Source organism: Citrobacter sp. BIDMC107 (assembly GCF_001037575.1).
In the GTDB taxonomy this organism is placed as follows: Bacteria; Pseudomonadota; Gammaproteobacteria; order Enterobacterales; family Enterobacteriaceae; genus Citrobacter; species Citrobacter freundii.
Window position 1 is genome coordinate 62,940 of the sequence record NZ_KQ089851.1, and the last position, 24,223, is coordinate 87,162.

Below are 24,223 nucleotides of genomic sequence, written 5' to 3' on the forward strand. Positions count from 1 at the left end.
GCACTCTGGCCGCACGCCCCGGCGTTTCCGGGCATACAGGATAACCCCATGAAACCGATGCTTAAATCCGCTTTCTTCTCAGCTGTTAAATCACTCCTCACCAACGGCTTCAGACCAACCTTCTACACCGTTAACTGTGGCCGAATCGGCATTATCGCCTTTACCGATAAAAACGGTTCTAAGCAGGTTGAACAGGTCTATTCCTGTACCTCGCTTGCCGTGAAGACCATTGCTCCCCGTTTCGAAAAGTGGTTTGCTGCTGCCGTGGCGGAATTTCATGCGGCCGCAGCTGAGACTCTGGAGTCGGGCCAGCGGGTCCTGGACAAGGGTACTGTTCGTACCGTGACGGGATTTCGAAGTGCATTCATCCGCAGCGCTAACGGCACACCCCGTGCCCAGGCACGGACTGGCATAGTCATGCTTGATCATCGGCACGAAGTTATGGCCGGTGATCTTGTTCGAATGGCTGACAATCCATCAGACACCGTCGTCCATAATACAGACCAACAGCCTGACCAGACAATTCATTCTAACGTGCAGAACGTTTCCGTAAACCTCGCCACAGGACTGGCCCCTGACCCGACGGTTTCAACAGCGACATGACACGGCTGCACTCTCCCCCTGGGAGCCGCACTACGCGGCTCTGTTTGACCGAGAACACTATGACCGATAACAATGAAAAGCACGTTAACGCGATCCATATGAAGGGCAACGATAACGCGAAAAAAGATGAGGCCGACAAAGCAACGGCACTGGTCCAGATGCGTATGACCCCGGAGAAAAAATCACGCTATGTCCGTGAGGCGAAGCGTAATGGCCTGACTATCTCGGCATGGATTCAGCGTCATATGGATCAGGTATGTGATGAGTCAGACGTAAACTATCTAAAGAAAAAGGCTGGCGAGCAATAGGCGACAGTCCACCAGCAGCAGCGAAAAGTTACTTTCCCGGTTGCCTGAAAAGGACCGCATACTGCAAACACAAGGTGTGAACATCACACCCCCGCCCCGGCGGCTCCGGGCAAAGGAGTATCCAATGAAACTTTCCCGCCAGACCACGAACGACACTGCTGTAATCGAAGGTACCCGCAGCCACTTCTGGGGTCGCTCGCTCTACTTCATCATTGAGAATGCGCCCAGGGCACACCTCGTCGCTATTGATGAATTGCTGGATGCAGCGGGTTGGGAAAGCGATCACTGTCCAAACTACGAAGATGACGATGCGTTTGGGCATGCCGGTTACAGCTGCGGGTACATGATTGAGATCGATGACGTGGCACGCTTCAGGGCTGACTATAAGCGCCTCAAAAAGCAGATTGCCGCCCATATCGCCGCCCAGCGTAAAGCCGCAGCCAAACAGACGGCATGAATTTTAATGCAAGCGTTGAGCCTGCATCTAAAAGGAACTGTGCAATGACCGAACAACTATCGGATGAAAAACTGCACCAGCTGGAAGGTGCTGCCGCAAATTACCGTACGACATACCAGGCGCACCTCGCTAATCCACTGGATGGCTCCGCAGTACAGGACTGGGATGAAGCGACCCGTCAACTAATGGCGGTCATCAATTACGATGAAGCCAATATTATCGCGCACCTACTGGCTCGCCGGGATGCAGATCTTGCCAGGCATGAAAGCGACATGACCCGGGCTATCGCAGCTTGGCAGACGGCATCCGTGAAGCTGTCCGAGCAGGCCAGCCAGCAACCAGAATTCCACCTCCGCCGTGTTGGTGGGGACGAGGAGCTCTATGCCCCTTGTGGAAAAGATTATCCACGGGGAAGAGCGTACTACGTTAAGCCGGTAGTGAGCCTGGTTACCGTAAATTCTCCGCCCTGCGACCAATGCTTTGATTCTGCCGACGCCGCAACGGCCTACCGGGATGAGCAGTGGAGACATGTGCTGAGTGAAGCTGGTGTGCTGGTTACGCCGGGGGAGACAGCCCCGGTTCAGCCCACTGAAGACAAGCCGCTTTCCAAATAGTGCGATTGAAAATGAAAACGAAGATGAAACAGCCCAAATCTGCACTTCAGAATGCGATGAAGGGCGAAGAGCCTGCGAGCGTACAAATTCAGATGCGTGCCACTGTAACAAGAAAAGAACGCTATAAGGCGCAGGCAATTCAGGAGGATCTGAATTTAACCGAATGGATGGCGAATCATCTGGACGCCGTCTGTGACGCCGCCGAAGGAAAGGCATCCGTCAGCATCTTTTCCCCGGTTGTACCGGAGAAGATCCCAGACAGCGTCTACCAGGTCATCTATCAGGAATGCGGCGGGTTCGTGGACTGCGATGCGAATGCCCAGACGATCTGGAATGCCTGCCGCCAGGCCATTCTGAAAAACGTGAAAGACTGAATACCCGGCGTCATTTTACCGGATGCAGCAAGGACAAACATGACCATAATTGAACGCCGTGCAGAGATGCGCCAGACGGCCATTAAAGCTCTGCTGGATGCTGAAGAAGCACTGACCGCACTGGCTATGTCCTATGAGCTACAGCCCAATGAGAAGACCAGTGCATGTCATCCACAAACCAGTACTCTCTCCACGACCAGCCAGGTTCGGAAAATGCGGCGGGTCCTCGAAAAATTGAGGCGTTGAGAATTAAACAGGACGCAGGAGGAGGTACCCAGTGCGAGCCGCAGCCGTTCTGGGGAGAATTTTAATCCGACGGTATTCCACTGAGACTGTTGAATGCCTTGGGTAATTGAGTGGCGGTCTGCCACCGAACGGAAGGAAAAAAGGGTTTCCCCGACCGGAGAAACCCTTTTCTAAAGGTGCTATTGGCTTGCTGGCCACATCTGAATCGAGGGGGGTTACCCCCCTCTTTCAGCTACTTACCGGATTCGTAGTCCATCACAGCCGACACTTCCCGCGTACCGTCTTTCAGCCGCAGTTCGCAGAGCGAATTGCGCGTAAGCCAGGTGAATATCAACAGCGTAAGACATACTATCAATACGCACAAAACAACGGGTTGGTTCGGCAGTTTCATGGCTTCTTCTCCTGTCAACGCAAAGCAGAAGTGTCACCATCGGTGCGAAACAGAGATGTCATGCTTTGGTTCAGAGAATGCGTTTGACCGCCTCGCTATATACTTCCGAGCGTTCTCTTTTCCCAACAGAAATCACGAAAACGACAACTTTCTCGTCTATAACCTGGTATACAAGGCGATAGCCTGAAGACCGGAGCTTAATCTTGTAACAATCAGGCATACCACGGAGCTTGTTTGCTTCAATCCGGGGTGACTCAAGTACTTCAACCAGCTTCTTTTTCAACTGTTCACGTACCGTCGAGCCCAGCTTTCGCCATTCCTTTAGTGCCCGCTCGTCAAAATCCAGAAAATACGCCATCAGAGTTCATCCAGCGTCACACGTACTGGCTTAGGATTACGAAGTCGTTCTTTCACTATCTCCACAAGTTCAGCATCTTCATCACTCAGGAGTGTCTGTTTGAACGGCAAGCGTTCATTGTCAGCGATATACTCGAGCATGAGACGAAGCGCTTCAGAAGGAGTTACGCCCATTTTTTCAAGCGCGGCGTAAGAACGCGCTTTAAGTTCATCGTCAATACGTAGGTTAATGCTACCCATGTCTTACACCCCTTGTAATTACAAATGTCATTACAAGTATCGCACTACAACATGCTTAGGGCAAGTCACGAAGTAAGTCAGAAAGTAGTCGTAAGAACGGTGATCACTGTCCGCTTTGTGCCAGAAGCGGACTTTTTAAAAATATTGCGTGCCCAACAATTGGGCGCAGGTCACATCAAGTACCCTCAGAATTATAGAGAATACCTGAAATTTTTGTAGAGCGAGGTTTGTTACCCTGCCCGACCAGCGACATGTGGTTAGTTTAGTGATCAGAAATGTCGAGCGTTTGGTCGTTCATTGACGCGGGATCTTCCAACGGTTCCACATGAGTGGTGATATGGATAAAAGGCAGTGCGGTGCGGATATCATTCTCTATACGCTCGGCCCAGTCGTGCCCATATTGAACAGTCCATCGCCCAGGAACTAGGATGTGCATTGTCATAAACGCCCGCCCGCCAGCCTGGCGTGTACGTAGTGCATGGAAATCAAGCCCCTGTTCACGATATCCTGCCAGCAGTGACTCGATTTTTTTGAGTTCTTCCGTGGGTAGCGATACGTCCATCAGACCTGCAGCTGAACGACTCATAAGCTGATAACCAGTCCAAACGATGTTGGCTGCGACCAGCAATGCAACGATCGGATCGACCCAAAACCAGCCGGTCAGATAAACCAGTCCGACACCAAAAATGACACCGACCGACGTCCAGACATCGGTCAGCAGGTGATGAGCATCTGCCTCAAGAGTGATAGAGTTGTGCTGCCTGCCAGCCCTTAACAAAATGCGAGCCGTCACAAAATTAAGGATTGATGCGACTGTTGAAACCAGTAATCCGAGACCAATCTCCTCAAGCGGCTGTGGAGTTAACATCCGCTCAACTGCGGTATAGGCGATACTGGCTGCCGCCAATAGGATCAGAAATCCTTCGAAAGCACTCGAGAAATATTCGGCTTTGCCGTGCCCATATGCATGGTTCTCATCGGCCGGAAGCGCAGCCAAGGTCAGCATCCAGAGCGCCATTAGGGCTCCTGCGAGGTTAACTACGGATTCGATGGCATCAGATAGCAGACCGACCGAACCGGTCATTTTCCACGCCACACCTTTGAGTCCGATAGTGGCAATAGCCGTGGCAATGGAAAGCCAAGCGTAGTGCGTCAGCGGACGAGGTAACCCTTTTGTTTTAGTCATTATTAACTTCCTAAAATAGGACGACTAACTCACATTTCTATCCATGATAGATAATTAAACAATCATTTCGCCATGAATATTTTTTCGTTTTTATTAAATTTAATTAAAAAGTCTCTGCAAGTGCTGTTTCATCTTCTAGTAAACTAAATTTTATTTTTAGGGTTTTCTTCAACTTGAAGTAATATTATCTCACAACAGATTAGTCACTTAGGTTAACTGAGCGGCTTTTATATTTTTCAATTAAAATATGCAAAACTCCCATTGCACCATGTGCATAAAAATAGACCTCAATGAAAGTAGTAAAGAACTTATGCCAGTGGATTACTGTTTCAGCCAGATTTGACTGCATGGTATTCAACAAGAACCATAGGCCACCTGAAAGTGCTACAATTAGCAATGCTAGAACTCCAAATCCTTGGATTGTACTGGCAATACCTCCCGAATGTGCATCGGGCAGTCGGAAACTAGTCAACGTTTTTATATCTTGCTTAATACCACTAAAGTCAAGCCCTACCCATGAAAAATAATAAGTAAAACCTCTTTGAGTAAGCATCCAACTTAACATAATAAAACCACAAATAATCAGTCCTAACCCTGAAATAATGTGCATCCAGGTTATAACTCCTTCAAGACTATGTTCACCAATTGCTTCGGTCTCTGTCAGATTAGAGTTAATAATTTGTGATAATATTAGAAATGCCACAATGATGTGAAGAATACGAAAAAAAGGAGCGTAATCATGGGGTAATAGATTCCAGAGTCGCAATTTCATTAATGAGTCCTTAGTAAATTTATCGATGATCTTAATCATACAAAAGAATTATTAGGATAACCTTAATTCTTAAAATTGCAGCAGGCATTAGTTCACCTCTGATATGGCCACTTGCGAAATGGGAATGGTAACTGTTATTACTATGTATTTACTTGCTGTTCTTGTTACGCAGCCCCTTAAACACATTACTTTCAAATATGATTTCCTGCTGGGTTTAAATATGTGTCTTTCTATAGTGCGGCAACCTATTTTTACACCAACTCATGAATTAAATAAGAATCATAAATTAAATGAGAGGTTTAATTCTCTTGCTTAACGCGATGATATTAAATGGAAATTTTAATTTTTGTAATTTATTAAACAGTTAGAATGAGACATGGTAAATACGATCTTCCTTTAGATAATTCTGATAGCACTTTTTCTACTGGGCAGTCTGCAATGTCCGCTTCTCGCTGTGAGTTCAATGGGTCGATGCAACGCTATCCTTAATCAAGGGGGACGTTGTCATGAAACGAAGAACTCGGATTAACTACACGCCAGAGCAGAAGGCAATTATCTGGGACAGATATAAGCAAGGTGATTCTCTACATGATATCGCCAGAATGTTCGACAGATATCATTCTTCCATTATGCCCACTATCCACCAGACAGGCGGCTACCGTCCTCCCGTGCGAAAACGGCACCGATTAGCGCTTTCGCTTGATGAAAGAGAGGAGATATCCAGAGGGCTGGTAGCAAAACTCAGCATCAGGGACATCGCCGCCAAATTATCAAGAGCGCCCTCAACGATTAGCCGCGAGGTCAGGAGGCACAGTGGTGCAAAACAATACCGAGCAGCAAAAGCCGATGCTACTGCGTGGGAAAATGCGCTGAGACCAAAACCGTGCAAGCTAATTGAAAGCCCCGCATTGTGTAAAATCATTGCAGAGAAGATGCATCAGGACTGGTCGCCGGAACAGATCGCCGGTTGGCTGAAACGTTGTTATCCGGATAATCAGGAAATGCATGTGTCACACGAAACGATTTATAAAACGCTTTTTATACAAACCCGGGGAGCATTAAAAAAAGAGCTGCAGCAATGCCTCAGAAGCGGAAGAGCAGTGCGTAGATCCAGAACGTCATCGCTTAAAGGGAAAGGATTAGGGTCAATCCCGAACACGATACCTATCAGCGAAAGGCCACCAGAGGCGGCTGACAGAGCCATTCCAGGTCACTGGGAAGGTGACTTGATTCAGGGCTCGAAAAACTCCTATATAATCACCCTCGTAGAACGTCATTCCCGTTTTGTTATGCTGGCGAAGATCAGAGACAACAAGACCATAACGGTTATATCTGCACTCATCAGACAAGCCCGGGAATTACCTGCTGAACTTTATAAAACATTAACCTGGGACCGGGGCGCTGAAATGACCAGCCACACCCGGTTTACTGTAGCCACAGATATTCAGGTTTACTTCTGCGATCCTCAATCCCCCTGGCAACGTGGCTCAAATGAAAATACGAACAGATTGCTCAGACAATATTTTCCAAAAGGAACTGACTTATCGGTTCACAGCCAGCAAAGACTTAACAGTGTTGCCAGACAGCTCAACGAAAGGCCGAGAAAAACGCTAGACTATGAATCACCCGCAGAACGGTTCAATAAGTGTGTTGCGTCCATCAGTTGAACTCACAGCTCTTAGCGGACATTAGCATAGGCTATTTACCATAACGCCGCATTACGCGTACCGCTCAGACGGCCTGAGCGCGTTTCTGACGTGTCCCCGTTAAAAACAGTAACAAACCACCCGAAAATGCACGCCAGAAACGCTACGTAAGAATCTATCCTATGACTGGATATGCACTCAACTGAATAACGCCTGGTTTCAGTCCATTTTATCGGGATCAGCCTTCTTTCTGGGTAATTTAGGGGGCTTCACTTGCTGATTACTTTGCGTGCGGCGCGTGAGCCAAGGATGGTCAGCTTTAGGTTTTACGTAGAATTTTGAGCGTAAATCAAAACGGGCATTATCCACACGTTCATGGACACTTTTTTCATCATCCAGTGGTATAGGCTCCGGGCCATCAACATATTTTTCCCATCCCAACGCTTTCCCATCATACAGAACCTTAATTTCACCGTTAAAGCTTTCGCATACCGTGACAACCGAATGCCGAAGTCGATATCCCCGGCCTTCACTGCGAATCTGAAACGCACTGCTTTTGTACTGGAAAGTGAGATTTTTGGAGAGAACGCGCTTCGCCTGGAGGCTGAAGATATAACCCAGTTCCTCTTCAGAATGGTGTACATCAAGATGGGCGTTATCAGCAATACGAGGCGGCGTAGCAAACCGGTTGTTATAGGCTTCAATAAAGGTCGGCAACCATGCGTTTGCTGTTTCAATATCACTGATACCCTGAAGCCGCATTTCTTTGACCAGCCTGTCCTGCAGTGTCTGATTGGCACGCTCTACCCGCCCTTTTGCCTGCGGGCTGTTGGCATGGATTGGCTCGATGCCCAGTGTCTTTATCGCACGTGTGAACTGAGTCAACTCTCCTTCCCGCTCCGGGTTATTTACTCTGAATATACTGTGTCTGTCAGAATAGAGAGCCAGTGGTACGCCATGATCATTAAGGTAACCCCGGAGGGTTTCCATGTAAGCCCGGGTTGTTTCTGCAGGAGCGAATCGTAGCGCCATCAGAGCGCTGGTAGCATCATCGATAAAGACTATCAGTGTGCATTTGGGGCCCCGACCTTCAAACCAGTCATGAGGCGAGCCATCAATCTGGATGAGTTCACCGTAGGATGGGCGCCGCATCCGGCGCTGATAAATTCGGGCAAACTTACGACGACGTTCGCGCCATATGCCCTCCTCTACCATCCACTTCCTGAGAGTTTCAATGGATAAACACAAGCCGTGTATCTCGCGCAATTTTTCGCACGCAAGCGTAGGTCCAAAATCAGCGTAGCGGCCTTTGAGGAGTGAAATTACTGTTGCTCTGAATTCGGTAGAAAAGGAATTATTGGGACGCTTTCCACGTCGGCGGGAAACTAGACCAGAAGGCCCTTCATTTCTATACCGTTGCACCAGACGTTTAACCTGCCGAATAGAAATGCCAATGCGTGCCGCAGCTTGTTCCTGAGTAATATGGCGATTAAGTGACTCCTGAATAATGTGAAGTCGGTCGAGTTCCTTATGACTCATCGTAACAGTCTCTTTGATCATGAAAAATCCCCCAGAGAATTGTCTGGGGACATTTTAGAATGGTTCAAAGGGGACATTACAGCTTGGTGTTAACACATGGCTTCTTCTCCTTGCATTTTTGCAGGTAAGAGGCTAACCTTTAATGTGACTAGCATCAGGGGCCTCGGGTTAATTTGAAAAAATTACTCGGGGCTTTCTGCTTTTTACCACAGTCAAACAGTGATTCTGCTGGCTGGGGCAAAAGCCTCCAGCACCGAAGCCATTATACCACCCAGCCCCCTTCAAACGAACAGGTCGACCGCCTAAATATTTAATAAGTAAGTATTTCAGGTTTTGCTGCCTCGCAGGCCGTAACAGCGGACGGCTGACGTAATCGCTGACGAAACAGACGGATGCAAATCTCTACACTCAACGCCGCCAGCCCGTCCGGTCCCCCGCTTCTTTCCGGCTGTAATCAGTCAGTCTTCGAACCCGCGATCAGTGACAAACGGTGAGCACGAACACAACTGTGCATTAGGCTATCCGGGTAATGGGCGATTTTCTCCAGTTTCTCATCGAGGCGGGTATACGTCAGTCGCCTGATTTTCGTTAGTTCCTCGTGAAGCCAGCGTTTGATAAAGGGATTGCTGGAAAGCAGCACCAAATCGGAGTCCTCCACTTCATCAAAAAGCCAGACGGGTTTTGCCGGAGTAAGACGATAGAGCCAGGGACGCGAATAGTCCCCCGTCGCAATCAGGAACCAGACAACAATGCCAAGTGCGAGCTCCATGACCAGCATCAGGGTAAACTGAATATCCCGGACGTCAGGCTCTCCGGTAAAGCTCATCAGTCGGTCGCCAGTTGCCACACGCTGGATAATACATACCAGCATCAGCAGAGCAAGCAAAAGCCCCATGAGCAGCCCGCCATTCACCTCAAAAGTAGCTTTCTGGACGCGATCAGGCGGTACCTGTCTACGGTAGCGGCCGACCACTTCGCCGATCAGTTCCCTGATGGCCATGCGTTCTTCATCGACCGTTGTTGCGGTATATCCGGACGGGTCCGATTCAGTTTGGTTCATGTACCCTCTCCTCACTCTGAAAATTAATGGTCACAGACACGCTGATCATACCCGGTGAACGGGAGCTAGTTTGCGGGTTAAGGGCTCGAAAAAAACGGGAATAAAGAGGGAAATGACAGCAGGAAGGTGGGATGCAATGAGCTGTTTTGTTTCCCTACAGTTAAGTGGGGGGGAAAACTGCCATCACCGGAATACGCTGAGAACGGAACGGGCCAAACCGATAAGATGGACGGGCGCTATTTTGATTCCAATATTCGGGATTTTTCTTCCCGCGTCGCCAAACGGACACTTCCGGAACGGTCGCGGATGAGTAGCGGCTTATCTTTTTTCCAGCTACTTATCGCCGTTTCCCCGAACCGACGCGGCGCATTGCGGTTCCAGCTGGCGATAACGTGGTTATCGTAAACCTCCTGAATAACGACAGAATGAAGAGTTACTGTCTTAATGGTGGTATTGCCCATTTTGGTTCGGAAGAGTGACCAAACGGTCATCCCCGCCTCCAACTGACTGAGTTTCATCTTTGCTCCGGTGATATCGGGGAAATCGACGTGGTGACGTATTTAATCATAATCACTCACAGCGGATAATGCCGCCAGGTAACAGGGTACTGTCAGCCCAGGCATGAGCAGTCCTTACGGCTATCGTGATTCGGCCAGTGTGCGGGTAATAGTCGCACGCTGACGCTGACGCTCAGCCTTACGCTGGCTGCGGCGGTAAAGCGGTTTCGCAGCAGCATAACGGCAATCCTCCGGGTAGTACCAGCAGCAGCCACAGGGCTCAGGCTGCGGTTTTCCGGCAAGTCCAAATGGTTTCATAATGTCACCTTTAAATGGAAATATTGTTCAGTTCCCGGCCTTCAGACACGGGTTCATTAATGAAGCGGCGTTGCATAAACAGGTACAGATAACCCTCTGTCGAGAACATACAAAGATTCTCAGTAATACAGGCATCGAGATATTCTGTGTCGCTCTGGAGTCGTTTAATGACGCTCATCTGGTTAGCCGCCGACTGAATCAGCGGATAGCCATTAACAGCACGATGAATACCTGAGCGGAATAACGAACGAGCCTTTCCAATCTTTTCCCGGGCAGCGGTCATTTCCATCTCGATAACCGACTGTCGCGCAAGATTAATAGCATCGCCAGATAATTCCGCAAAGCTGACCAGAGACTTATTCATCTAAAACTCCTTTCAGAAATGTGAGCTCATTATATCAATACGGCCTCTGGCCCAAATAACCCGTGGTGAAATATTTTGACGAATATCTGAAAAGTGAAAATGGCAACCGGGAAAAGGACGGTTTTTATTTTAAGTGTGCCGATGACGTCTGACAGGGGAATTAAATTTGACGGTCTTTGATTTAAAAAAAGGTAGAAGGAGGTCACCTGGACACCTCCTTCTCCGGCGCTCAGTTTGAGAATACGTTAACGCTGTAGCGTCTACCGAGCACCTCGGCAGTGGTATCCACAATTTTCTGAATATCATCGGTAATCGTGGGTTTACTGAATGCGACAGTATGCAGTTCGCCAGCTTGTTCCGCCGTCGCGCCATCATGAAAGCGGCTGGCATCGTACAGCTGGACCCGGAGCGTCCGGGTGTGATCAACATGGGGCAATGTTCTTCTCCTGTTCAGCCAGTCGCCATAAGCGTTAATAATCACTTTCTTCCGGTTGCGGCTGAGTGACAAACTGGTACTTTACTCCATTAGGGACACCAACGGCTTTTGCTACGGATTCACACAGCAGCGACAGGTCATTCAGCGTCATCGGATATTCGATGTCGACTGAATATAGGGCCCCGGCATTCTCGGCGTCTTCGATGTTTTTAAACTGGGCGCTGAAAATGGCGACGGTAGAAATTTCAATGTTGTGCATGAGTCAGTCCTTATGAAAAAAAAGCCACCGAAAGGTGGCTGAGTAAAAGTTACTGCGCCTGGCTGGCCTTGTCCGCATTTTTGGTGTAACCAACTCGGGCAATGACGACGGCAATTGCAAGGAGAGCAGCGAGACCGCCGTAGAATACAGATCGGGAAACATCGGCGAACATATCGCTCAAGTTATCAACGCCGAGGAGAAATACACAGATAATGACGATAAAGCGAACTGGTTTGCTATAAAACAATTTCATCAGTAGCTATCCTTCTGGGGTGAAATGACAACAGCATTACACCACATCAGATACCGTTTTTTTTTCGCTAACGGGCCTATTTTGACCAGAAAAAAATAGCGCCTCAGGGTTGGCAATGGCGAGGTTCTTTTCGAGGTACCTGTGGTCATCCCGTCCTGATATCAGAGAGAAAAACGGTTCCAATTGAAAAATTTAGTCGCGTTCGATGGACCTCAGGAGATCACTCCCAGTGGCGCTCAGCTTGACCTGATAATAACTTCCCGGTAAAGGCCGCTGGGACGGATTAACCAGCTCAACCAACCCAAGCCGAAAGAGGACCGGGGTGCTACGGCATCGCACATCATCCGATGCCCCCCTATACATCCGGCATTCCCGGGCCCGACGAAATTCACCGCAGATCTCATACTTCGTTCCGCTTGCCAGACGATGCAACACATAGATTTGGGCCTGTGTAAGCGGGGAAATAGGTCGCTTTGTGTCAGCCATAATACTCCTTTTAAGGTGGGTCTGTTCGGCTGGCTGAAAGATCAGGGACAGACCATGTTAGACCGATACAGCCTGTGACTCGTTTATCCATTCACCAGCGTTATTTTTGTAGGGGATACTTTGAGACTAAAAGCCTTAAGTTTCTTTTCGATTGCGAGTTCAAACCACTCAAGCGGTACAGTAACTGTACTATCATCTCCTCCCATAATCTGATCAGACTCATAATTCCAATCTTCATCAAGCGACGGATTCATTCCACGGGCATAGATAGCTGTATCTCGGGAGACAGGACTTCCATCCAGAGAAGCATTGGTAATCAGACAGACGCCATGGCCTTTTACCAGAGTAATCTGAGGGGTCAGACGGGTCTGAACCATATGCTTTGGCGATGGCCAGAAAACTTCCCCTGCCAGGCAAGCTTCTTTTTCCGTCTTACCAGCTTCGTTAAGAGGCACCCCCCCCGGATAATTTGTTGGCTCAAAAAGCTGATCAACGGTTGCAAGGAATTGCTCCGCTGACTGGATTTCTTTAAGCAGTTTTTTTACCCCTGAAATCTCGAATGTTAATCTGCTCATCTGATTATTCTCCGCAATCCGGCGCTAGCATCAAATGCTTGGTTGCCAAGAGCAGCTCTTTGACGTCAGCAGGAGAAACCTCCCCATTGCCTTCGACAGCGTCCTGTAAACGCTGACGCGTCGCCTGAATCGTATCAGACGACAGAGATGCAAGTTTGCTCAATACCGCGTTAGCTTTTTCCACTGCGGGATACAGGGCTTCTGAGGTGGTATTGTCTACATCATTATCGAAGACCAGCTCAGACTCCATATTAATATTGTCTTCAAGCCAGCTAGAAAGAATATCAAGAAAAGACATGACTTTATTAATCTGCATTTTTTTGCCCTCGGTTGGTGTAAACCCAATATAACAAACCGACTCTCCCGGCTAATAACCCAAAGAGCAAAAAAATAGATAAATTAGATAGGACAGAATTTAGTTTAAAAAGGTGTAAAGACAGACCCGCTATAAATAAACTCAGCACTGAAGGAAAAAACCTTCCATATCGGAAGGCTTATGGTGCATCAGGTAAAAACTACTGCTGCTTCTGGAACGCGACGAACGTCGCAAAAACAGCTATCAACACTGCCATGAAGTAAACCAGGTATGAGCCGGATTGCCAGATATTTACGCCGAAAAAAGAAAGTAACTTTCCGTCCGGGATAATAGAAAAAGCCAGGTTCCATAATCCGGTCAGTACAACCTGAGCGATAATCATTTTTCCCAGCGCACCCAGTTCCTGAGTTGCATACATTGCAGCCATTACAAATGTCAGAACTACCACAAGGAGAGCAGACAAAGCCACAACCGAAATGCTCAGTCCGACGGACGTAAATATAATGGCTTCTTTAAAAGCCAGACCTGTAAACCCCCAGATCAGAATGACTAAAATGAAAAACAACAGGATAAATTTCATTAAAATTGCGTCCCTCTTTCAGTGGTAGAATCTGGCTACGATGTCAAAGGCCAGCCTACCACTCGCAGAATGTATAACATGAGGTTAAATACAAATCCGTTCACAGGCCCGTTTCAGTGTTTCTTTGGTATGACATTGTGTGGCCTGATTTAACTGTGTCCGGATATGCTGCTCATCATGGCCGTCAGCAACAAAGAGTTTGATTTTACTTTCAAGACGGCTCATTGCTTCGTACAATTTCGCTTCTTTATTGTTCTTCATGAAGCGAAGAACGTAATCCGCAATAATATGCACAGGCGGTGTTTTGATTTCACGGGAGCGATTGCTGGTCATGATTCTTTCCAATTTTTTGTATTGAAAATACCGTTATACGGTGCCACCACATTTAAGCCAACCTTTTCCGGTTGTATAAGAAATGCGACCGTCCTTAATTAGCGATTGCAAACGGCGGTCAAGAATCCGCAATGGTTGCGGATTGCTTTCCCTAGCGGCAATCCTGTGACACTCTGCTTTGATTTCTCCGGCAAATAATGTCGCGAACGGCTTAGGAACCGGGGTTAGAACTTCGATGAGTGCCTTGTCCAGCGCCAGATATTCATCCATGTTTATGTCCTTACACATAATAAACTAACTATGATTTAACTAATTATACCGAATCGGGGTACGAACCGAATAACCTACAGGTTGGAAAATCAACTTCCCCGGTATATCCATTGAGAGTCTGTCAGCCTGTGCAACGACATCAGGCTGATCGCCACTCACCCGCTAATAACAATGGCCTGCTCCGGTTGTGGCTGGCGATCCCCCCGCAGTGCCTCAGACTCCCTGAGACGGGCTGATGGCATCGTCATTGCCTTAAACCCCTCTTCCCGCGTACGCACCAGCATCCCCCACGAATAGGTTTCACAGACATCGTTCTCTAAATTGGGTTCGGTCGACAGCAGGGACTCCATCTTCGGTTCGATGTGTACCGGCGCAATGTTTTTATAGACAGGGTGAACACGATACTCTTCAGACGCCTGTGCCCGGTAGCTCCCTTGCGCCAGCAGCACGTCATGGGAAACCAGGTCATATTCCGTATCTTCGACAAAGGTCTTCAGGGTGTGCGTTATTTTGCCGTATCCTTCAATATTCCAGACGGAGACCATCGTAAACTCTTCTAACGCTCGGGGAATTTTGACCAGAAATCCATTCAATGCCTTGCGACCCTTCAGCATACCCACCAGGTATTGCTTGTTCGGATAAGGGCGCATCGCAAACAGGTCATTTCCTGTCAGGTGAAGCGACAGTTCCGTGACGCTCACGGAATCCAGCGTGCAGAGATTTCCCATCGGATGCAGGATTTTAGGTACCAGGTGTAAAAACATCGTCATTATCCTCGTTTATTATGGTTTCAATTATTTCGGTGTCGCTTGATACATTTCGAACCAGAAGACAATCGGCTTCTCCGTGACTTCAATTAATCCAAATCGCTCTGCGGTCCTGAAGTTGACGCTGTATGCCCTGGCGCGTTCTACCTGGCGGCTTATTTCTTTCCGCATTCCTTCAACACTCAATGCACCTTTAAAGAGATTGCAGGGGGCGCAAGCCGGAAAAAGATTTTCGCTTGCATGCAGTTCAGGATGCATGACCTTACCGGTACTTCGAGCCTGGTGTGTCACTCGGCTTCCAGCGGGGGCTCTGACCATTTCAAAATCCCGCCTCACCGGTTCAACATGATCGGCATGCCAGCCTTTTTCCGGCAGAGTACAGCCGCAATAGGCACACCGACCACCAAATTTCAAACGCAGTTCGGCTCGTTGCTCTTTGGATATTTTATTTTTGGGCTTTGAAAATCGCCCATCATCAGATTTAACCTTCGGGAGGAGTTCTGAAAAATTGGGTAATTCGATTACTGAGCCTTTGTTATTTAGAACTTTCACCGGACCTCCCAACCATATTAAGACGGTTTTTTATTAAATTTCCTGAATTAGTTTTCGGATTTTAATCAGGTGTGGTCGGCTTAATTTACATAGCTGTTCGGTCGCGGCATCCAGAGTGGGGAATACATGGGCCTCATTAATATCCACTGTCCAGCATTTCGCCTTCCCTTCCCCCAGATCAGATTCAAAATAATTTCGCTTTACTCCGACCTGCTTTGGTCTTCCATTTATCCTGATAATCTCGTGCCGCTCATCGAAGATAAAACCATCACCGACTAACGTCAGAAGAACAAAAGGACCTTCGGGTTTTTCCGTACCCAGCGAACTCACCTCATTATTCATGCGACTTCCCCAGCAATGCGCTCAAAATTGATTACCCACACCCACGGGTTGGCCTGCCAACTGTCTTCTCCATAGGTGTCTTTCCAAAGGCTGCGGAAGCCAAGAAAATGCTTATCGCCAATAACACAACATTCGGTTGGGGCTCCTTCAGCTTTCGCATCCTCTTCGCTGATGCAGTTTAACCGCTCTACTCGCAAATCGGTGATTTCCAGTACTATACGGCTGGCCCAGCGAGGCATATGGATAGAAGGTGTCCACGCACCTTCGAACTTCATATTTTCTGTACGGGGCTTCCAGTCGGCCTCATCAGGGATCGACCACAGCCCATAATCCCCCGAACGCTGTTCACAGCTCGCACGGTAAATGCGGGCTGCTTCAGATCTGTCCATCACAATGTTGTCATTCCAGTCCACCGCGCACGCATCTTCATTCCCGAGCAAGGAAAACGCTTCACGTACAGTAATACGGTCGCCAACTACACCGTACGGACAGGCGCGAAGCGCCGAATTTGGCTGAGTTCCTGTTGGAAGCCACCAGTCATGCGTATGCCCACGATGTCGCGGTGTTTGCGCAGGCCTTACCGACCATTCAGGTGAACTGTACTGAGGCTCTATAATCCGCCGCGTCTGTGTTTTCTGGTTTGCCAGAATTGCCCTGACCATTTCATCTTTAAAAAGCATTCCACGTGTCTTCACTGTGGTTTCTCCTTTCACACATGGTTCACACATTGAGAAGCCTATCCATCTTTATTCGCCCATCCCTGGAAACGACAGTCGTTACACGGTCGCGGGACTCTACATCCCTTCCTGAAAACGTGGTGTACACACCCCGAATTAATCTTCATCCGCTTCCACTACCGGCTCGGTCGTAATTTCATATTTCACGCAACCAGGTGCATCCAACGCTTTCGCGACAGACTCACACAGCAATGACAAATCATTCAGGGTCATCGGATATTCAACTTCCAGGCTGTAAAGTGCATTGGCGCTGGAGGCAGTGGCCTTGTCAGCGTGGCAGGCATTAAAAATGAAAACGGTATTTTTTTCTTGAATAGTCATAGTGCAATCCTCTGGATAATTAGCCCTGTTTTCAGGACGGTTTTCGATTAAAATTATCTATTCTTTTTTATTACTTACTGAAATCTGTTGAACAGGTTCTGACTGATCATTTTCTCCGACCGGTGTTTTGTCGACAAATGACCATTCTTGTTTGGGTTCTTTATATAAAGCACTAGCCTCAGTATTCATCCATGATTCAAAAGCAACATAAGTCATGCCTTCCTCACTAACGCGGGCCTTAAAAACCTCCCAAGCTTGCAGATCAAGCGGCTGGTACTCTTTCAGCGACTGGTCAAGCCATCCCTTCCAGATTTCCTTACGATGTTTAAAATGAGGTATAGCCAGGTATGCATAACTACCCGCAACACAAATTAAATACAGGAAGCCGCTCCATAGAGAGGAATTGAAAAAAATCTGACTAGGGAAAATACATGCCACTATGGCAATAATTAATAGCAGGTGTTCCTTACCAGTGGGCTTATTAAATTCCCAGTTGATTGAAATGCCCCTTATCTTCCTTAAGTTCCTTTTTTTATCCTCTTTATCGGTCATATATCAGTCCCTAATAGTTTTAAAATGGATGTTGTTAGTCTGATGAAAAAAGTTACTTTTCAAACCCGCACCGTAACGGACTTCACCCCTGCGAGCATTACACCACACACATTTCATCTATTTTTCCGTTAACGGGGCTATTTTCACGCTTTTTTAGGTCTGTCTGATTGTGCTAATTGCCTCACGCCAGCAGGCGGACCAGACGATTCAGCAGAGGCCTTAACAGTGCCGCAGTACTCTCCCGGCAATCATCCACATGCCGGAATCCCGTCTTTTTCGAAGACTGGGGACCGGACAGCATCCTCAGCGCCCAAATAACCTCCCGTAAGGTTTCGTCGTACTCCTGGGAAATACACCTGGCTAACGTCGTCAGAAAGCGTTTTCTGACAGCCCGGTAATACAACCGTTCCTCCGGTTGCATTGATTGAGGCTTAATCCGCAGGTTACAGAGAGTCAGTACAGCGTCGAGCAGACCGGCTTTCAGTTCGTCACCCGTCCGGGCCAGATGTTGCTGGCGTTCGTTCTCCAGTTGCGTCGTGATCCATGCCCCAAGAGGCGTTCGGTTGTGGGTGTGCAGCGCCACACAGGCCGCAACACAGCACCAGAAGCGCAGTTTCTGCCGCTGCCCCCGCAGTTTACGGGCAACGAGCAGGCGGTAATCGCAGTCGGTCAGGATCTTGAAACGGTGGCTGACGAGCAGGGACGGCAGCGGCGTCTGGTCGTTAATGCCAAGACGTGAAAAGGCCTGCCCGCGTTGAGCGAGGCGGTGGTACACCGCACCTTTCCCCCGGGAAATTCGGACGGCGCCGTATCTAAGCAGGTACTGTGCCGCCGCCACGGGGGTAAACTCACCGTCAGACACACGCTGGCGTAATCCGTCATATTCATGCCAGATAATCCAGGACGCAGTGTCTTCATCGACCGTCAGCTCATCCTCTTCTTCGAATGCAACGATGTTCAGGCTTTCCCCGCTGCTCAGCAGGCTGCGGGAAGCACGGTCATCCTCCCGACCGTCAAAATAGGCCATTTCGGCAGACGGATCAGACAGCCCGTCAAATGACGTCCCGATACGGCCTTCCGGCAACTTCATCCAGCGTGGTGCTGGCATCGGCGTGCGGGGTACGGGTTGCATAGCTGGCTCATCGTCGAGCAGATCCAGTGCCCCCCCTTCCCACACCTGGCGGTAAAGTTCGATGGCGCGAAATGGTCGCGGGTTAAAGCAATGCAGTGACCAGAGAAAGTCGATATGCAGCACGTTGGCTTCCTGCACCAGTCGAAACTGCGGCTCCGCCATGCGGCGGTTATGCGCCGTATCTTCGACCTCGCCAGAAAGTAACTTTTCCCGCACCGCTGCGGCCCGCTGGGCCTCCACGTAATCGAGGCTGCAACAGATATGGAACAGTCGTTCGGTCAGGGACGACGAGAAAACATTGGGCTGAAGACGCACATACCCGCCCTCAAACACTTTGCGGCCGATATAATCCCGAAGGCTCCAGTCGTACTGGATTTTGGTCAGGAAACGCTGAAGGCGGTTTAGACCAGCCTGGTAGCCGTACTTCTCAGGATCAGTGCGGAGTAAGGTTTCCATCGAGTGGTCAATGCCGACGGCGCAGCATAGCGAGCATCCATAGCGAGCGCCGCAGGCAGAAGACCGGGCCGTGTATTTCTCCGGCGTCCAGATACATTCCCCGGTCGCGTCTTTGTAAAGCGTGGCGAGGCTGAAGTTGTCCGGCAAAAAGCTTGGCAGCGGAAATCGCGCCAGCGAACCACAGGCCATCAGAAATGACCAGATATCCTGTGTCCGCCACTCTTTCACCGGGTACAGTTCGCCGCCGAGCTCCGTGAGCGAGACGCTGTCCGACTGCCCGCCCATTCTGAGGATGTTGCCTGCCCGACGGGCGCTCTCATCATCGCGGGAACCCAGCATCAGGCACACTTTGTTGCGGACGGAAGCTGGTGCATTTTTTAAATAACGGGCTTTGGCCTGGCGCAGTGGAGAGCGTTTGAGATCTGTAGAGCATTGACGCGTATTGGAATTTGTCCAGGTCGGAAGTCCGCGCCCGGTCAGAATGCGTCCGACCCAGCTCTGGGTCATGGACGGGTGGGCCACCAGGACGGTCACGGGCAGTTGCTGTTCGGCAATAAAGGCTCGGAGCTGGCTGAGAACCTGCGTGGACTGATGATGCATCTCAGGGTTTTCAATCAGGGTGTTGGAGATCTGAATGAAGTGGTGCTGGCTGACGTTCGACCCGTTCCGTACGGCACGGATCAGGGCCATGAGGAACAGGTGCAGTAGCGAGTGGGAGTCTTTCCCGCCGCTGTAGCCGACGCACATGGTCCAGCCTTCGGTAATCGCATGATAAATGGCACTGGTTGCCGTCGTCACGCGCGATGCGAGACTGACCGGCTCACCGGCATCGGTATAATTCAGATCCGCATCGGTCTTCAGTGTTTGCCAGACATCGCCCCATTTATCCTGCGTCAGAATGGCAGCGTTAGCCGCCTCAGAAAATTGAATTTCTGAGGGTAATTCAAGGAATGTTTCTTTTATTTCGATATACATATTATTTCCTGAATTTTGGCTTTCGCTGCATTATCGCGTTATTTATTAAACCCATCTAATATCTTCAGTGCAATATGTGAAGATAAATTTAGTTAAATTGGAATTATGCCAATTTAACTAAATAGCACTGAATAAATAGAATTACGCGGCAATAAATATATTATCTTTACCACGCTCTCACGAATACTGCTGGGTAATTAAAACCGTCGTATTTGATTCCAGCTCTGCCAACGGAATTCTGGGGGTATTGAGCATCATGTCATCACCGCAATGGCGGGGTACAGCCGTCAGTTGAAATGATTCTTTCATGACCCGGATGGAAGTTGTTTCCGTGCGAGAGGACGGCATGACGTCCCGGAGCATGGTTTCCTGCCCGTTACTGTCACTTTCAATAAATGCAGCCTTCGCCATGAGTTCCTCAATGTCCTCTTCCGATGTTTCGGACCAGAGGCAGTCATAGAAGAAAAACTCTGCAACGTACAAATCATTCTCTTTCACGTATGCCGCCAGTTCACGGATACGCTGAGCCAGCGATGTATCAATGGAAAAGAAGACGCTTTGCGGGACTTCACTCGCAAATTCATTGATGCAGCTAGCGGACGCAATCAAAAGTTTATTGAACATTTCAGCTCTCCATGCCACCGGCTGTCCCGGTGGCAATCTAGGGTTATCAGGCAGTCACGGGGCACAATACGTCCAGCGAAGGCAGCAATTTGCTCAGGCTGTCGTACACGACGGGCGTCAGTTCGGTGACGCTGTGAAGCGCCATGCTGGTGTTGTCTTCTTCGCTGAGAATGATGACTCCATCCTCATCAGGATCGTCAGAAGTACTCTCGTCCGAGGCCAGGCGGTGGCGTGCAACGTCATAAGGCGATTCAGACGCTTTGCAGCTCATCAGATAGCATTCTGTGTATGTGTTTTCGTGGTTATACTGGTTCACTTTCACCAACGCATACTGAACACCGGCATCATGGGCTTCGTTCATCAGGCGGGAAAAATTAAAGCCTTCCTCATAGTGGTGTGTATCTTTAGTCACCACGATTGTCGCACCGCCGAACTCGTTTTCGCGTGGTCGGTCGCAGACGAAAGCGGCATTGATTGTGACCATTTCAGGCAGGTTAAACACCGACAACACGGCAGTTGTTACCGCGATTGCGTGGTCGAGGTTAATGCTTTCATCATGGCTGATTGCCAGACCGCTACCGGTGATTTCCGCTTTGAGTTCCAGCTCGTAATTGTCTTCTGGTGACTCCGGCTGACCAAAAGTCGGCTCAAACGGATCGCACTCCGGGTGGTTCTGAATAATACCCAGGACCAGCAGTTCAGTGAGGGAACACTCTGAAGCAGGTTTAGACAGCAGGTGATCACCTTCCGACACATCCGTGTCCGTAACATACGCAATCGCGTCCAGAGCCATCTGAGCCTGTTCCTGTGAACAGAGAATTGTGAAGGATGCCTGAGTGTAATTATTTGCCATTGCATAACTCCTTATTTAATTAAGTGTGATTGCTGTCTGTGAATAGATAATATCAAAACAGATACCCGCACCTAATAACCCGAAATGAAATATTTTCGAAGTTTTTATAGAGAAGACAGGCGCCATACTTATTAATCCAGCCATTATTTAGAGGGCGGCATTAAGTAATTATGCGGAAAAAATAAAAAACCGCCACAAGGGCGGCATTTATTAAATGGGAAAGATTCAGTTATAAGGTATGTGTCAGGGCGGAAACAATGATCCGGTCTGGTAACAGTGATTGAAGGGACGCCGACGAAATGACAAGTGCCTTTTCAATGTGTGCCTCTCCGTCGGCGATATGTCGCCGGAATGCCGCTTCTGCTTCACCGGAGGAGTCGGCTTCAACCAGCATCACTTCTTCCTCATCATCAAACATCATGCGGCCTGAGATAATATACAGTCGGCTTAAGTCCGGGGGATTTACAGCGTTGCCCTGTTTGTTAATCATCATTTTTCTCCGTCTGCAATTTTTAAATTTGTCAGTTCTGCTACGGGTAAAATACACCATCAGCCCTGTAAACCCGGACAGGTATCAACGTAGCTCATCGGTTTGCCAATCGCGGCGCTTAGGCGAAGGATTTCGCCGATGGAGACGTACCGCAGCATTTCAGAACGCCCGTGTTTCTGGTATTCATCCACCGACATGGTGCGCCAGTCCTTGTGCGGTGTGTTTTTGCACAACTGCCAGTTGTCGACAGTGGTCGGGCGACGCAGGACATACACACCCAGCGAAGGCGTGAGGCCTAAGCCAAATGACTGCTGCACCACAATACGCACTTCAGAGCCGTCGGGGCGTTTCAGTGTCTGAGTAATTTTAGTGATGAGCTGTTCGGATTCCATACTATTAACCTCGACCGTCAGTTGGGTTGCTGTAGGGATATTTTAGCAAAGTCGGTTCACTGGCTAATAAGTACAAAGCGAAATTTTTAAAAATAGAGGAATAAAACAGGAAGAGAACAAATCTGGAAACAGCAAAATCACATTATCCGATTGCAATTCATTTCACATTTGACACATTCGGAATTAAGTACGCAACGAACCTGCATCGTCTGGTATAAAAGTATATTTCAAATATTCAGGTTATTATCTGAAGTAAAATACTCTCTGCCCCGGTTGCAATACCAGACGGAACACAAGACGTTATGAAGAGCCTGTCCCGGTTCAAAAGCTGCGGCTAATTTTTTCTGACCCACTTAACGAGAATGCCAGCCAGAGTCACAGTCAGCATCAATGCCCATACTGAAGAAATAAAGTTAAGCAATGGAATACGCTCAGAATAATCACAGGTACTGGATGGGTCACTGGCAAATTTACAGATAAATTCGGGATCAAGCCCCCAGTAAACGAAAGAAAATAACACAACGAGCGATACACTGATTTTAAAGATTTTTTCGCTTGTCATCATTTATCATCTCAATCCAGGAGGTTATATAAACCTGAAACTATTTCAGCCGTGTGTCGAACTAGTAAGGAATTTTCTGGACGGTTTTCATCAGATCAAAAATCGCCGGATGAGCCGGATTTAAAAGGTAGTTAAACTCCACCGGAGATAATGCACTGGGAATACGCAGGGCAACAGAAGAGCCACTTTCAGCCCAGTTATCGCCATACAGGGCAAGTTCTGCGGGCGCATCTTCACTTGCCCAGCCCGGCGGCAGCAGGTTCAAGTCAAAGGCCTGGATCTGGTCATCCGGGACATCAATGCTCAGCAGCGTGTAAGCGTCCAGAAGCTGCGGGGCATTGATATGCACCAGCGTCTCCAGCATGGTCAGAGAGGCCGTCTCGGACAGATAGACAAGTGCTGTGCCGACACTGTTCCAGCGGCCTCCCGCTTCTTTCGCACCTAATCCCGACCATGCAGTCGTAATATAGCGGGTCTTGGTCATCCGATACAGGATCACGAATAGACTCCGTGTTCAATACGGGTGATCAGGCGCATCACTTCGAGTGCGCCGGTTTCCGAAGAGACAACATCTGCCGGAGTCTTCCAGCTCAAGCCACGGTTTGGCTCGTTCATCCATTTCTGTGCTGCCTCTTTGTCGCCTTCGAACAGCTCTACAGCCCGTTCAATGACGCGAATAATACGCACCAGACGTTCGCTCTGATCCGCAGTGAAACGGGCTTTTACGCTGCGATTGAAGGTGGTGTTCGGAATGCCGGACATTTTGCGCAGTTCCGACGGCGTGATGTTCGCCCATTCAGAAATGGAATGAGCGACTTTACCTTCCAGTCCGTGGCTAATTTTGTCCATCAGCGCAATGCCGTCATTATCCAGACCCACCACCTGCCATAAGCCGTGCGGGTTCATTTTGGATAAATCTGGAGAAAAAACTTTCATAGTCATAACCGACCCTCCCATTTGGTATGTCAATTATACCATATGGGTGACT

At 48.8% G+C, this 24,223-nt stretch carries 39 protein-coding genes and 1 pseudogene; 8 read left to right on the forward strand and 32 right to left on the reverse strand.

Annotated elements, in window-relative coordinates; translation table 11 throughout:
• Positions 1-48: 48 nt before the first annotated feature.
• From SK39_RS25160 to SK39_RS24275, 6 genes are all read left to right on the forward strand, one after another.
• Complete coding sequence (locus tag SK39_RS25160) at positions 49-603, forward strand: hypothetical protein (RefSeq protein ID WP_052134036.1); 555 nt, start codon at positions 49-51, stop codon at positions 601-603.
• A gap of 59 nt (positions 604-662) precedes the next feature.
• The gene (locus tag SK39_RS24255) at positions 663-911 is read left to right on the forward strand and encodes a hypothetical protein (RefSeq protein ID WP_050596976.1); all 249 of its coding nucleotides are present in this window, start codon (positions 663-665) and stop codon (positions 909-911) included.
• A gap of 124 nt (positions 912-1,035) precedes the next feature.
• Positions 1,036-1,368: a DUF5417 domain-containing protein gene (locus SK39_RS24260; RefSeq protein ID WP_032610481.1), complete on the forward strand. Its 333-nt coding sequence runs from the start codon at positions 1,036-1,038 to the stop codon at positions 1,366-1,368.
• A gap of 44 nt (positions 1,369-1,412) precedes the next feature.
• On the forward strand, positions 1,413-1,982 hold the full coding sequence (locus SK39_RS24265; RefSeq protein WP_040113312.1) for a hypothetical protein: 570 nt from the start codon (positions 1,413-1,415) through the stop codon (positions 1,980-1,982).
• A 23-nt stretch (positions 1,983-2,005) separates the two neighbouring features.
• Positions 2,006-2,356 (forward strand): hypothetical protein, encoded by a 351-nt coding sequence (locus SK39_RS24270; RefSeq protein WP_032610485.1) that lies wholly within the window; start codon positions 2,006-2,008, stop codon positions 2,354-2,356.
• A 39-nt stretch (positions 2,357-2,395) separates the two neighbouring features.
• A complete protein-coding gene (locus tag SK39_RS24275) occupies positions 2,396-2,602 on the forward strand; it encodes a hypothetical protein (RefSeq protein WP_044713525.1) in 207 nt (68 codons plus the stop codon).
• Positions 2,603-2,834: 232 nt separating this feature from the next.
• Here SK39_RS24275 and SK39_RS26655 read toward each other — a convergent pair whose 3' ends face one another.
• The 3 genes from SK39_RS26655 to relB form a co-directional block, all read right to left on the reverse strand.
• Positions 2,835-2,993 carry a type I toxin-antitoxin system Hok/Gef family toxin gene (locus SK39_RS26655; protein WP_001447600.1) on the reverse strand — a complete coding sequence of 53 codons (159 nt, stop codon included), beginning with the start codon at positions 2,991-2,993 and terminating at the stop codon, positions 2,835-2,837.
• A gap of 70 nt (positions 2,994-3,063) precedes the next feature.
• Positions 3,064-3,351, reverse strand: a complete 288-nt coding sequence (gene relE, locus SK39_RS24280; RefSeq protein WP_000323025.1) for a type II toxin-antitoxin system mRNA interferase RelE — start codon at positions 3,349-3,351, stop codon at positions 3,064-3,066.
• Positions 3,351-3,590 carry a type II toxin-antitoxin system antitoxin RelB gene (gene relB, locus SK39_RS24285; protein ID WP_000534858.1) on the reverse strand — a complete coding sequence of 80 codons (240 nt, stop codon included), beginning with the start codon at positions 3,588-3,590 and terminating at the stop codon, positions 3,351-3,353. The genes relE and relB overlap by 1 nt, the downstream gene beginning before the upstream one ends.
• A gap of 24 nt (positions 3,591-3,614) precedes the next feature.
• Here relB and SK39_RS27680 point away from each other — a divergent pair.
• Positions 3,615-3,731 (forward strand): annotated as a pseudogene (locus tag SK39_RS27680) (hypothetical protein); the annotation flags it as partial.
• Between the two features lie 121 nt (positions 3,732-3,852).
• Here SK39_RS27680 and SK39_RS24290 read toward each other — a convergent pair.
• Positions 3,853-4,776, reverse strand: coding sequence for a cation diffusion facilitator family transporter (locus tag SK39_RS24290; protein ID WP_000167917.1), 924 nt, complete (start codon positions 4,774-4,776; stop codon positions 3,853-3,855).
• Positions 4,777-4,975: 199 nt separating this feature from the next.
• A complete protein-coding gene (locus SK39_RS24295) occupies positions 4,976-5,548 on the reverse strand; it encodes a cytochrome b/b6 domain-containing protein (protein WP_001515348.1) in 573 nt (190 codons plus the stop codon).
• A 506-nt stretch (positions 5,549-6,054) separates the two neighbouring features.
• Here SK39_RS24295 and SK39_RS24300 point away from each other — a divergent pair.
• Positions 6,055-7,215, forward strand: a complete 1,161-nt coding sequence (locus SK39_RS24300) for an IS30-like element ISCfr4 family transposase (RefSeq protein ID WP_000830285.1) — start codon at positions 6,055-6,057, stop codon at positions 7,213-7,215.
• A 198-nt stretch (positions 7,216-7,413) separates the two neighbouring features.
• Here the strand turns inward: SK39_RS24300 and SK39_RS24305 are convergent, their stop codons facing one another.
• The 27 genes from SK39_RS24305 to parS form a co-directional block, all read right to left on the reverse strand.
• Positions 7,414-8,754: an ISNCY family transposase gene (locus SK39_RS24305; RefSeq protein WP_000589001.1), complete on the reverse strand. Its 1,341-nt coding sequence runs from the start codon at positions 8,752-8,754 to the stop codon at positions 7,414-7,416.
• Positions 8,755-9,187: 433 nt separating this feature from the next.
• Positions 9,188-9,733: a hypothetical protein gene (locus tag SK39_RS24310; protein WP_231593836.1), complete on the reverse strand. Its 546-nt coding sequence runs from the start codon at positions 9,731-9,733 to the stop codon at positions 9,188-9,190.
• Positions 9,734-10,029: 296 nt separating this feature from the next.
• On the reverse strand, positions 10,030-10,311 hold the full coding sequence (locus SK39_RS24315) for a hypothetical protein (protein ID WP_040113311.1): 282 nt from the start codon (positions 10,309-10,311) through the stop codon (positions 10,030-10,032).
• 120 nt (positions 10,312-10,431) lie between these two features.
• Entirely contained in the window at positions 10,432-10,608 is a 177-nt protein-coding gene (locus tag SK39_RS27445) for a hypothetical protein (protein ID WP_162859439.1), read from the reverse strand.
• Between the two features lie 10 nt (positions 10,609-10,618).
• On the reverse strand, positions 10,619-10,972 hold the full coding sequence (locus SK39_RS24320; RefSeq protein ID WP_022652347.1) for a hypothetical protein: 354 nt from the start codon (positions 10,970-10,972) through the stop codon (positions 10,619-10,621).
• 229 nt (positions 10,973-11,201) lie between these two features.
• Positions 11,202-11,408, reverse strand: a complete 207-nt coding sequence (locus tag SK39_RS24325; RefSeq protein WP_040113310.1) for a hypothetical protein — start codon at positions 11,406-11,408, stop codon at positions 11,202-11,204.
• Between the two features lie 34 nt (positions 11,409-11,442).
• A complete protein-coding gene (locus SK39_RS24330; RefSeq protein ID WP_022652349.1) occupies positions 11,443-11,667 on the reverse strand; it encodes a hypothetical protein in 225 nt (74 codons plus the stop codon).
• A 49-nt stretch (positions 11,668-11,716) separates the two neighbouring features.
• Entirely contained in the window at positions 11,717-11,920 is a 204-nt protein-coding gene (locus tag SK39_RS27450; RefSeq protein ID WP_022652350.1) for a hypothetical protein, read from the reverse strand.
• A gap of 569 nt (positions 11,921-12,489) precedes the next feature.
• Positions 12,490-12,981 carry a DUF3085 domain-containing protein gene (locus SK39_RS24345; protein ID WP_040113309.1) on the reverse strand — a complete coding sequence of 164 codons (492 nt, stop codon included), beginning with the start codon at positions 12,979-12,981 and terminating at the stop codon, positions 12,490-12,492.
• 4 nt (positions 12,982-12,985) lie between these two features.
• A complete protein-coding gene (locus SK39_RS24350) occupies positions 12,986-13,297 on the reverse strand; it encodes a DUF957 domain-containing protein (protein ID WP_022652352.1) in 312 nt (103 codons plus the stop codon).
• Positions 13,298-13,496: 199 nt separating this feature from the next.
• On the reverse strand, positions 13,497-13,877 hold the full coding sequence (locus tag SK39_RS24355; RefSeq protein WP_015063021.1) for a hypothetical protein: 381 nt from the start codon (positions 13,875-13,877) through the stop codon (positions 13,497-13,499).
• Positions 13,878-13,961: 84 nt separating this feature from the next.
• The gene (locus SK39_RS24360; RefSeq protein WP_022652354.1) at positions 13,962-14,210 is read right to left on the reverse strand and encodes a hypothetical protein; all 249 of its coding nucleotides are present in this window, start codon (positions 14,208-14,210) and stop codon (positions 13,962-13,964) included.
• Positions 14,211-14,243: 33 nt separating this feature from the next.
• Positions 14,244-14,480 carry a hypothetical protein gene (locus SK39_RS24365; RefSeq protein WP_022652355.1) on the reverse strand — a complete coding sequence of 79 codons (237 nt, stop codon included), beginning with the start codon at positions 14,478-14,480 and terminating at the stop codon, positions 14,244-14,246.
• A gap of 155 nt (positions 14,481-14,635) precedes the next feature.
• Positions 14,636-15,244 carry a DUF6012 family protein gene (locus SK39_RS24370; protein ID WP_040113308.1) on the reverse strand — a complete coding sequence of 203 codons (609 nt, stop codon included), beginning with the start codon at positions 15,242-15,244 and terminating at the stop codon, positions 14,636-14,638.
• 30 nt (positions 15,245-15,274) lie between these two features.
• Positions 15,275-15,799, reverse strand: a complete 525-nt coding sequence (locus SK39_RS24375) for an HNH endonuclease (RefSeq protein ID WP_040113339.1) — start codon at positions 15,797-15,799, stop codon at positions 15,275-15,277.
• Between the two features lie 33 nt (positions 15,800-15,832).
• A complete protein-coding gene (locus SK39_RS24380) occupies positions 15,833-16,141 on the reverse strand; it encodes a hypothetical protein (RefSeq protein WP_040113307.1) in 309 nt (102 codons plus the stop codon).
• Positions 16,138-16,836, reverse strand: coding sequence for an ASCH domain-containing protein (locus tag SK39_RS24385; protein ID WP_187116898.1), 699 nt, complete (start codon positions 16,834-16,836; stop codon positions 16,138-16,140). The genes SK39_RS24380 and SK39_RS24385 overlap by 4 nt, the downstream gene beginning before the upstream one ends.
• A gap of 138 nt (positions 16,837-16,974) precedes the next feature.
• The gene (locus tag SK39_RS24390) at positions 16,975-17,199 is read right to left on the reverse strand and encodes a hypothetical protein (RefSeq protein WP_022652360.1); all 225 of its coding nucleotides are present in this window, start codon (positions 17,197-17,199) and stop codon (positions 16,975-16,977) included.
• A gap of 57 nt (positions 17,200-17,256) precedes the next feature.
• A complete protein-coding gene (locus SK39_RS24395; protein ID WP_015063025.1) occupies positions 17,257-17,751 on the reverse strand; it encodes a hypothetical protein in 495 nt (164 codons plus the stop codon).
• A gap of 181 nt (positions 17,752-17,932) precedes the next feature.
• Positions 17,933-20,314: a phosphoadenosine phosphosulfate reductase domain-containing protein gene (locus SK39_RS24400; protein ID WP_044713534.1), complete on the reverse strand. Its 2,382-nt coding sequence runs from the start codon at positions 20,312-20,314 to the stop codon at positions 17,933-17,935.
• A 177-nt stretch (positions 20,315-20,491) separates the two neighbouring features.
• Positions 20,492-20,938 (reverse strand): hypothetical protein, encoded by a 447-nt coding sequence (locus SK39_RS24405; protein WP_015063027.1) that lies wholly within the window; start codon positions 20,936-20,938, stop codon positions 20,492-20,494.
• A gap of 46 nt (positions 20,939-20,984) precedes the next feature.
• Positions 20,985-21,791, reverse strand: a complete 807-nt coding sequence (locus SK39_RS24410) for a hypothetical protein (RefSeq protein ID WP_015063028.1) — start codon at positions 21,789-21,791, stop codon at positions 20,985-20,987.
• A gap of 229 nt (positions 21,792-22,020) precedes the next feature.
• Positions 22,021-22,284 (reverse strand): hypothetical protein, encoded by a 264-nt coding sequence (locus SK39_RS24415; RefSeq protein WP_040115189.1) that lies wholly within the window; start codon positions 22,282-22,284, stop codon positions 22,021-22,023.
• A gap of 56 nt (positions 22,285-22,340) precedes the next feature.
• Positions 22,341-22,673, reverse strand: a complete 333-nt coding sequence (locus tag SK39_RS24420; protein WP_022652118.1) for a hypothetical protein — start codon at positions 22,671-22,673, stop codon at positions 22,341-22,343.
• Positions 22,674-23,007: 334 nt separating this feature from the next.
• Positions 23,008-23,238 (reverse strand): hypothetical protein, encoded by a 231-nt coding sequence (locus SK39_RS24425; RefSeq protein WP_022652119.1) that lies wholly within the window; start codon positions 23,236-23,238, stop codon positions 23,008-23,010.
• Positions 23,239-23,296: 58 nt separating this feature from the next.
• On the reverse strand, positions 23,297-23,734 hold the full coding sequence (locus tag SK39_RS24430) for an RES family NAD+ phosphorylase (protein WP_040115187.1): 438 nt from the start codon (positions 23,732-23,734) through the stop codon (positions 23,297-23,299).
• Positions 23,731-24,171: a type II RES/Xre toxin-antitoxin system antitoxin gene (gene parS / locus SK39_RS24435; protein WP_032610495.1), complete on the reverse strand. Its 441-nt coding sequence runs from the start codon at positions 24,169-24,171 to the stop codon at positions 23,731-23,733. Before parS ends, SK39_RS24430 begins: the two co-directional genes overlap by 4 nt.
• Positions 24,172-24,223: the final 52 nt, after the last annotated feature.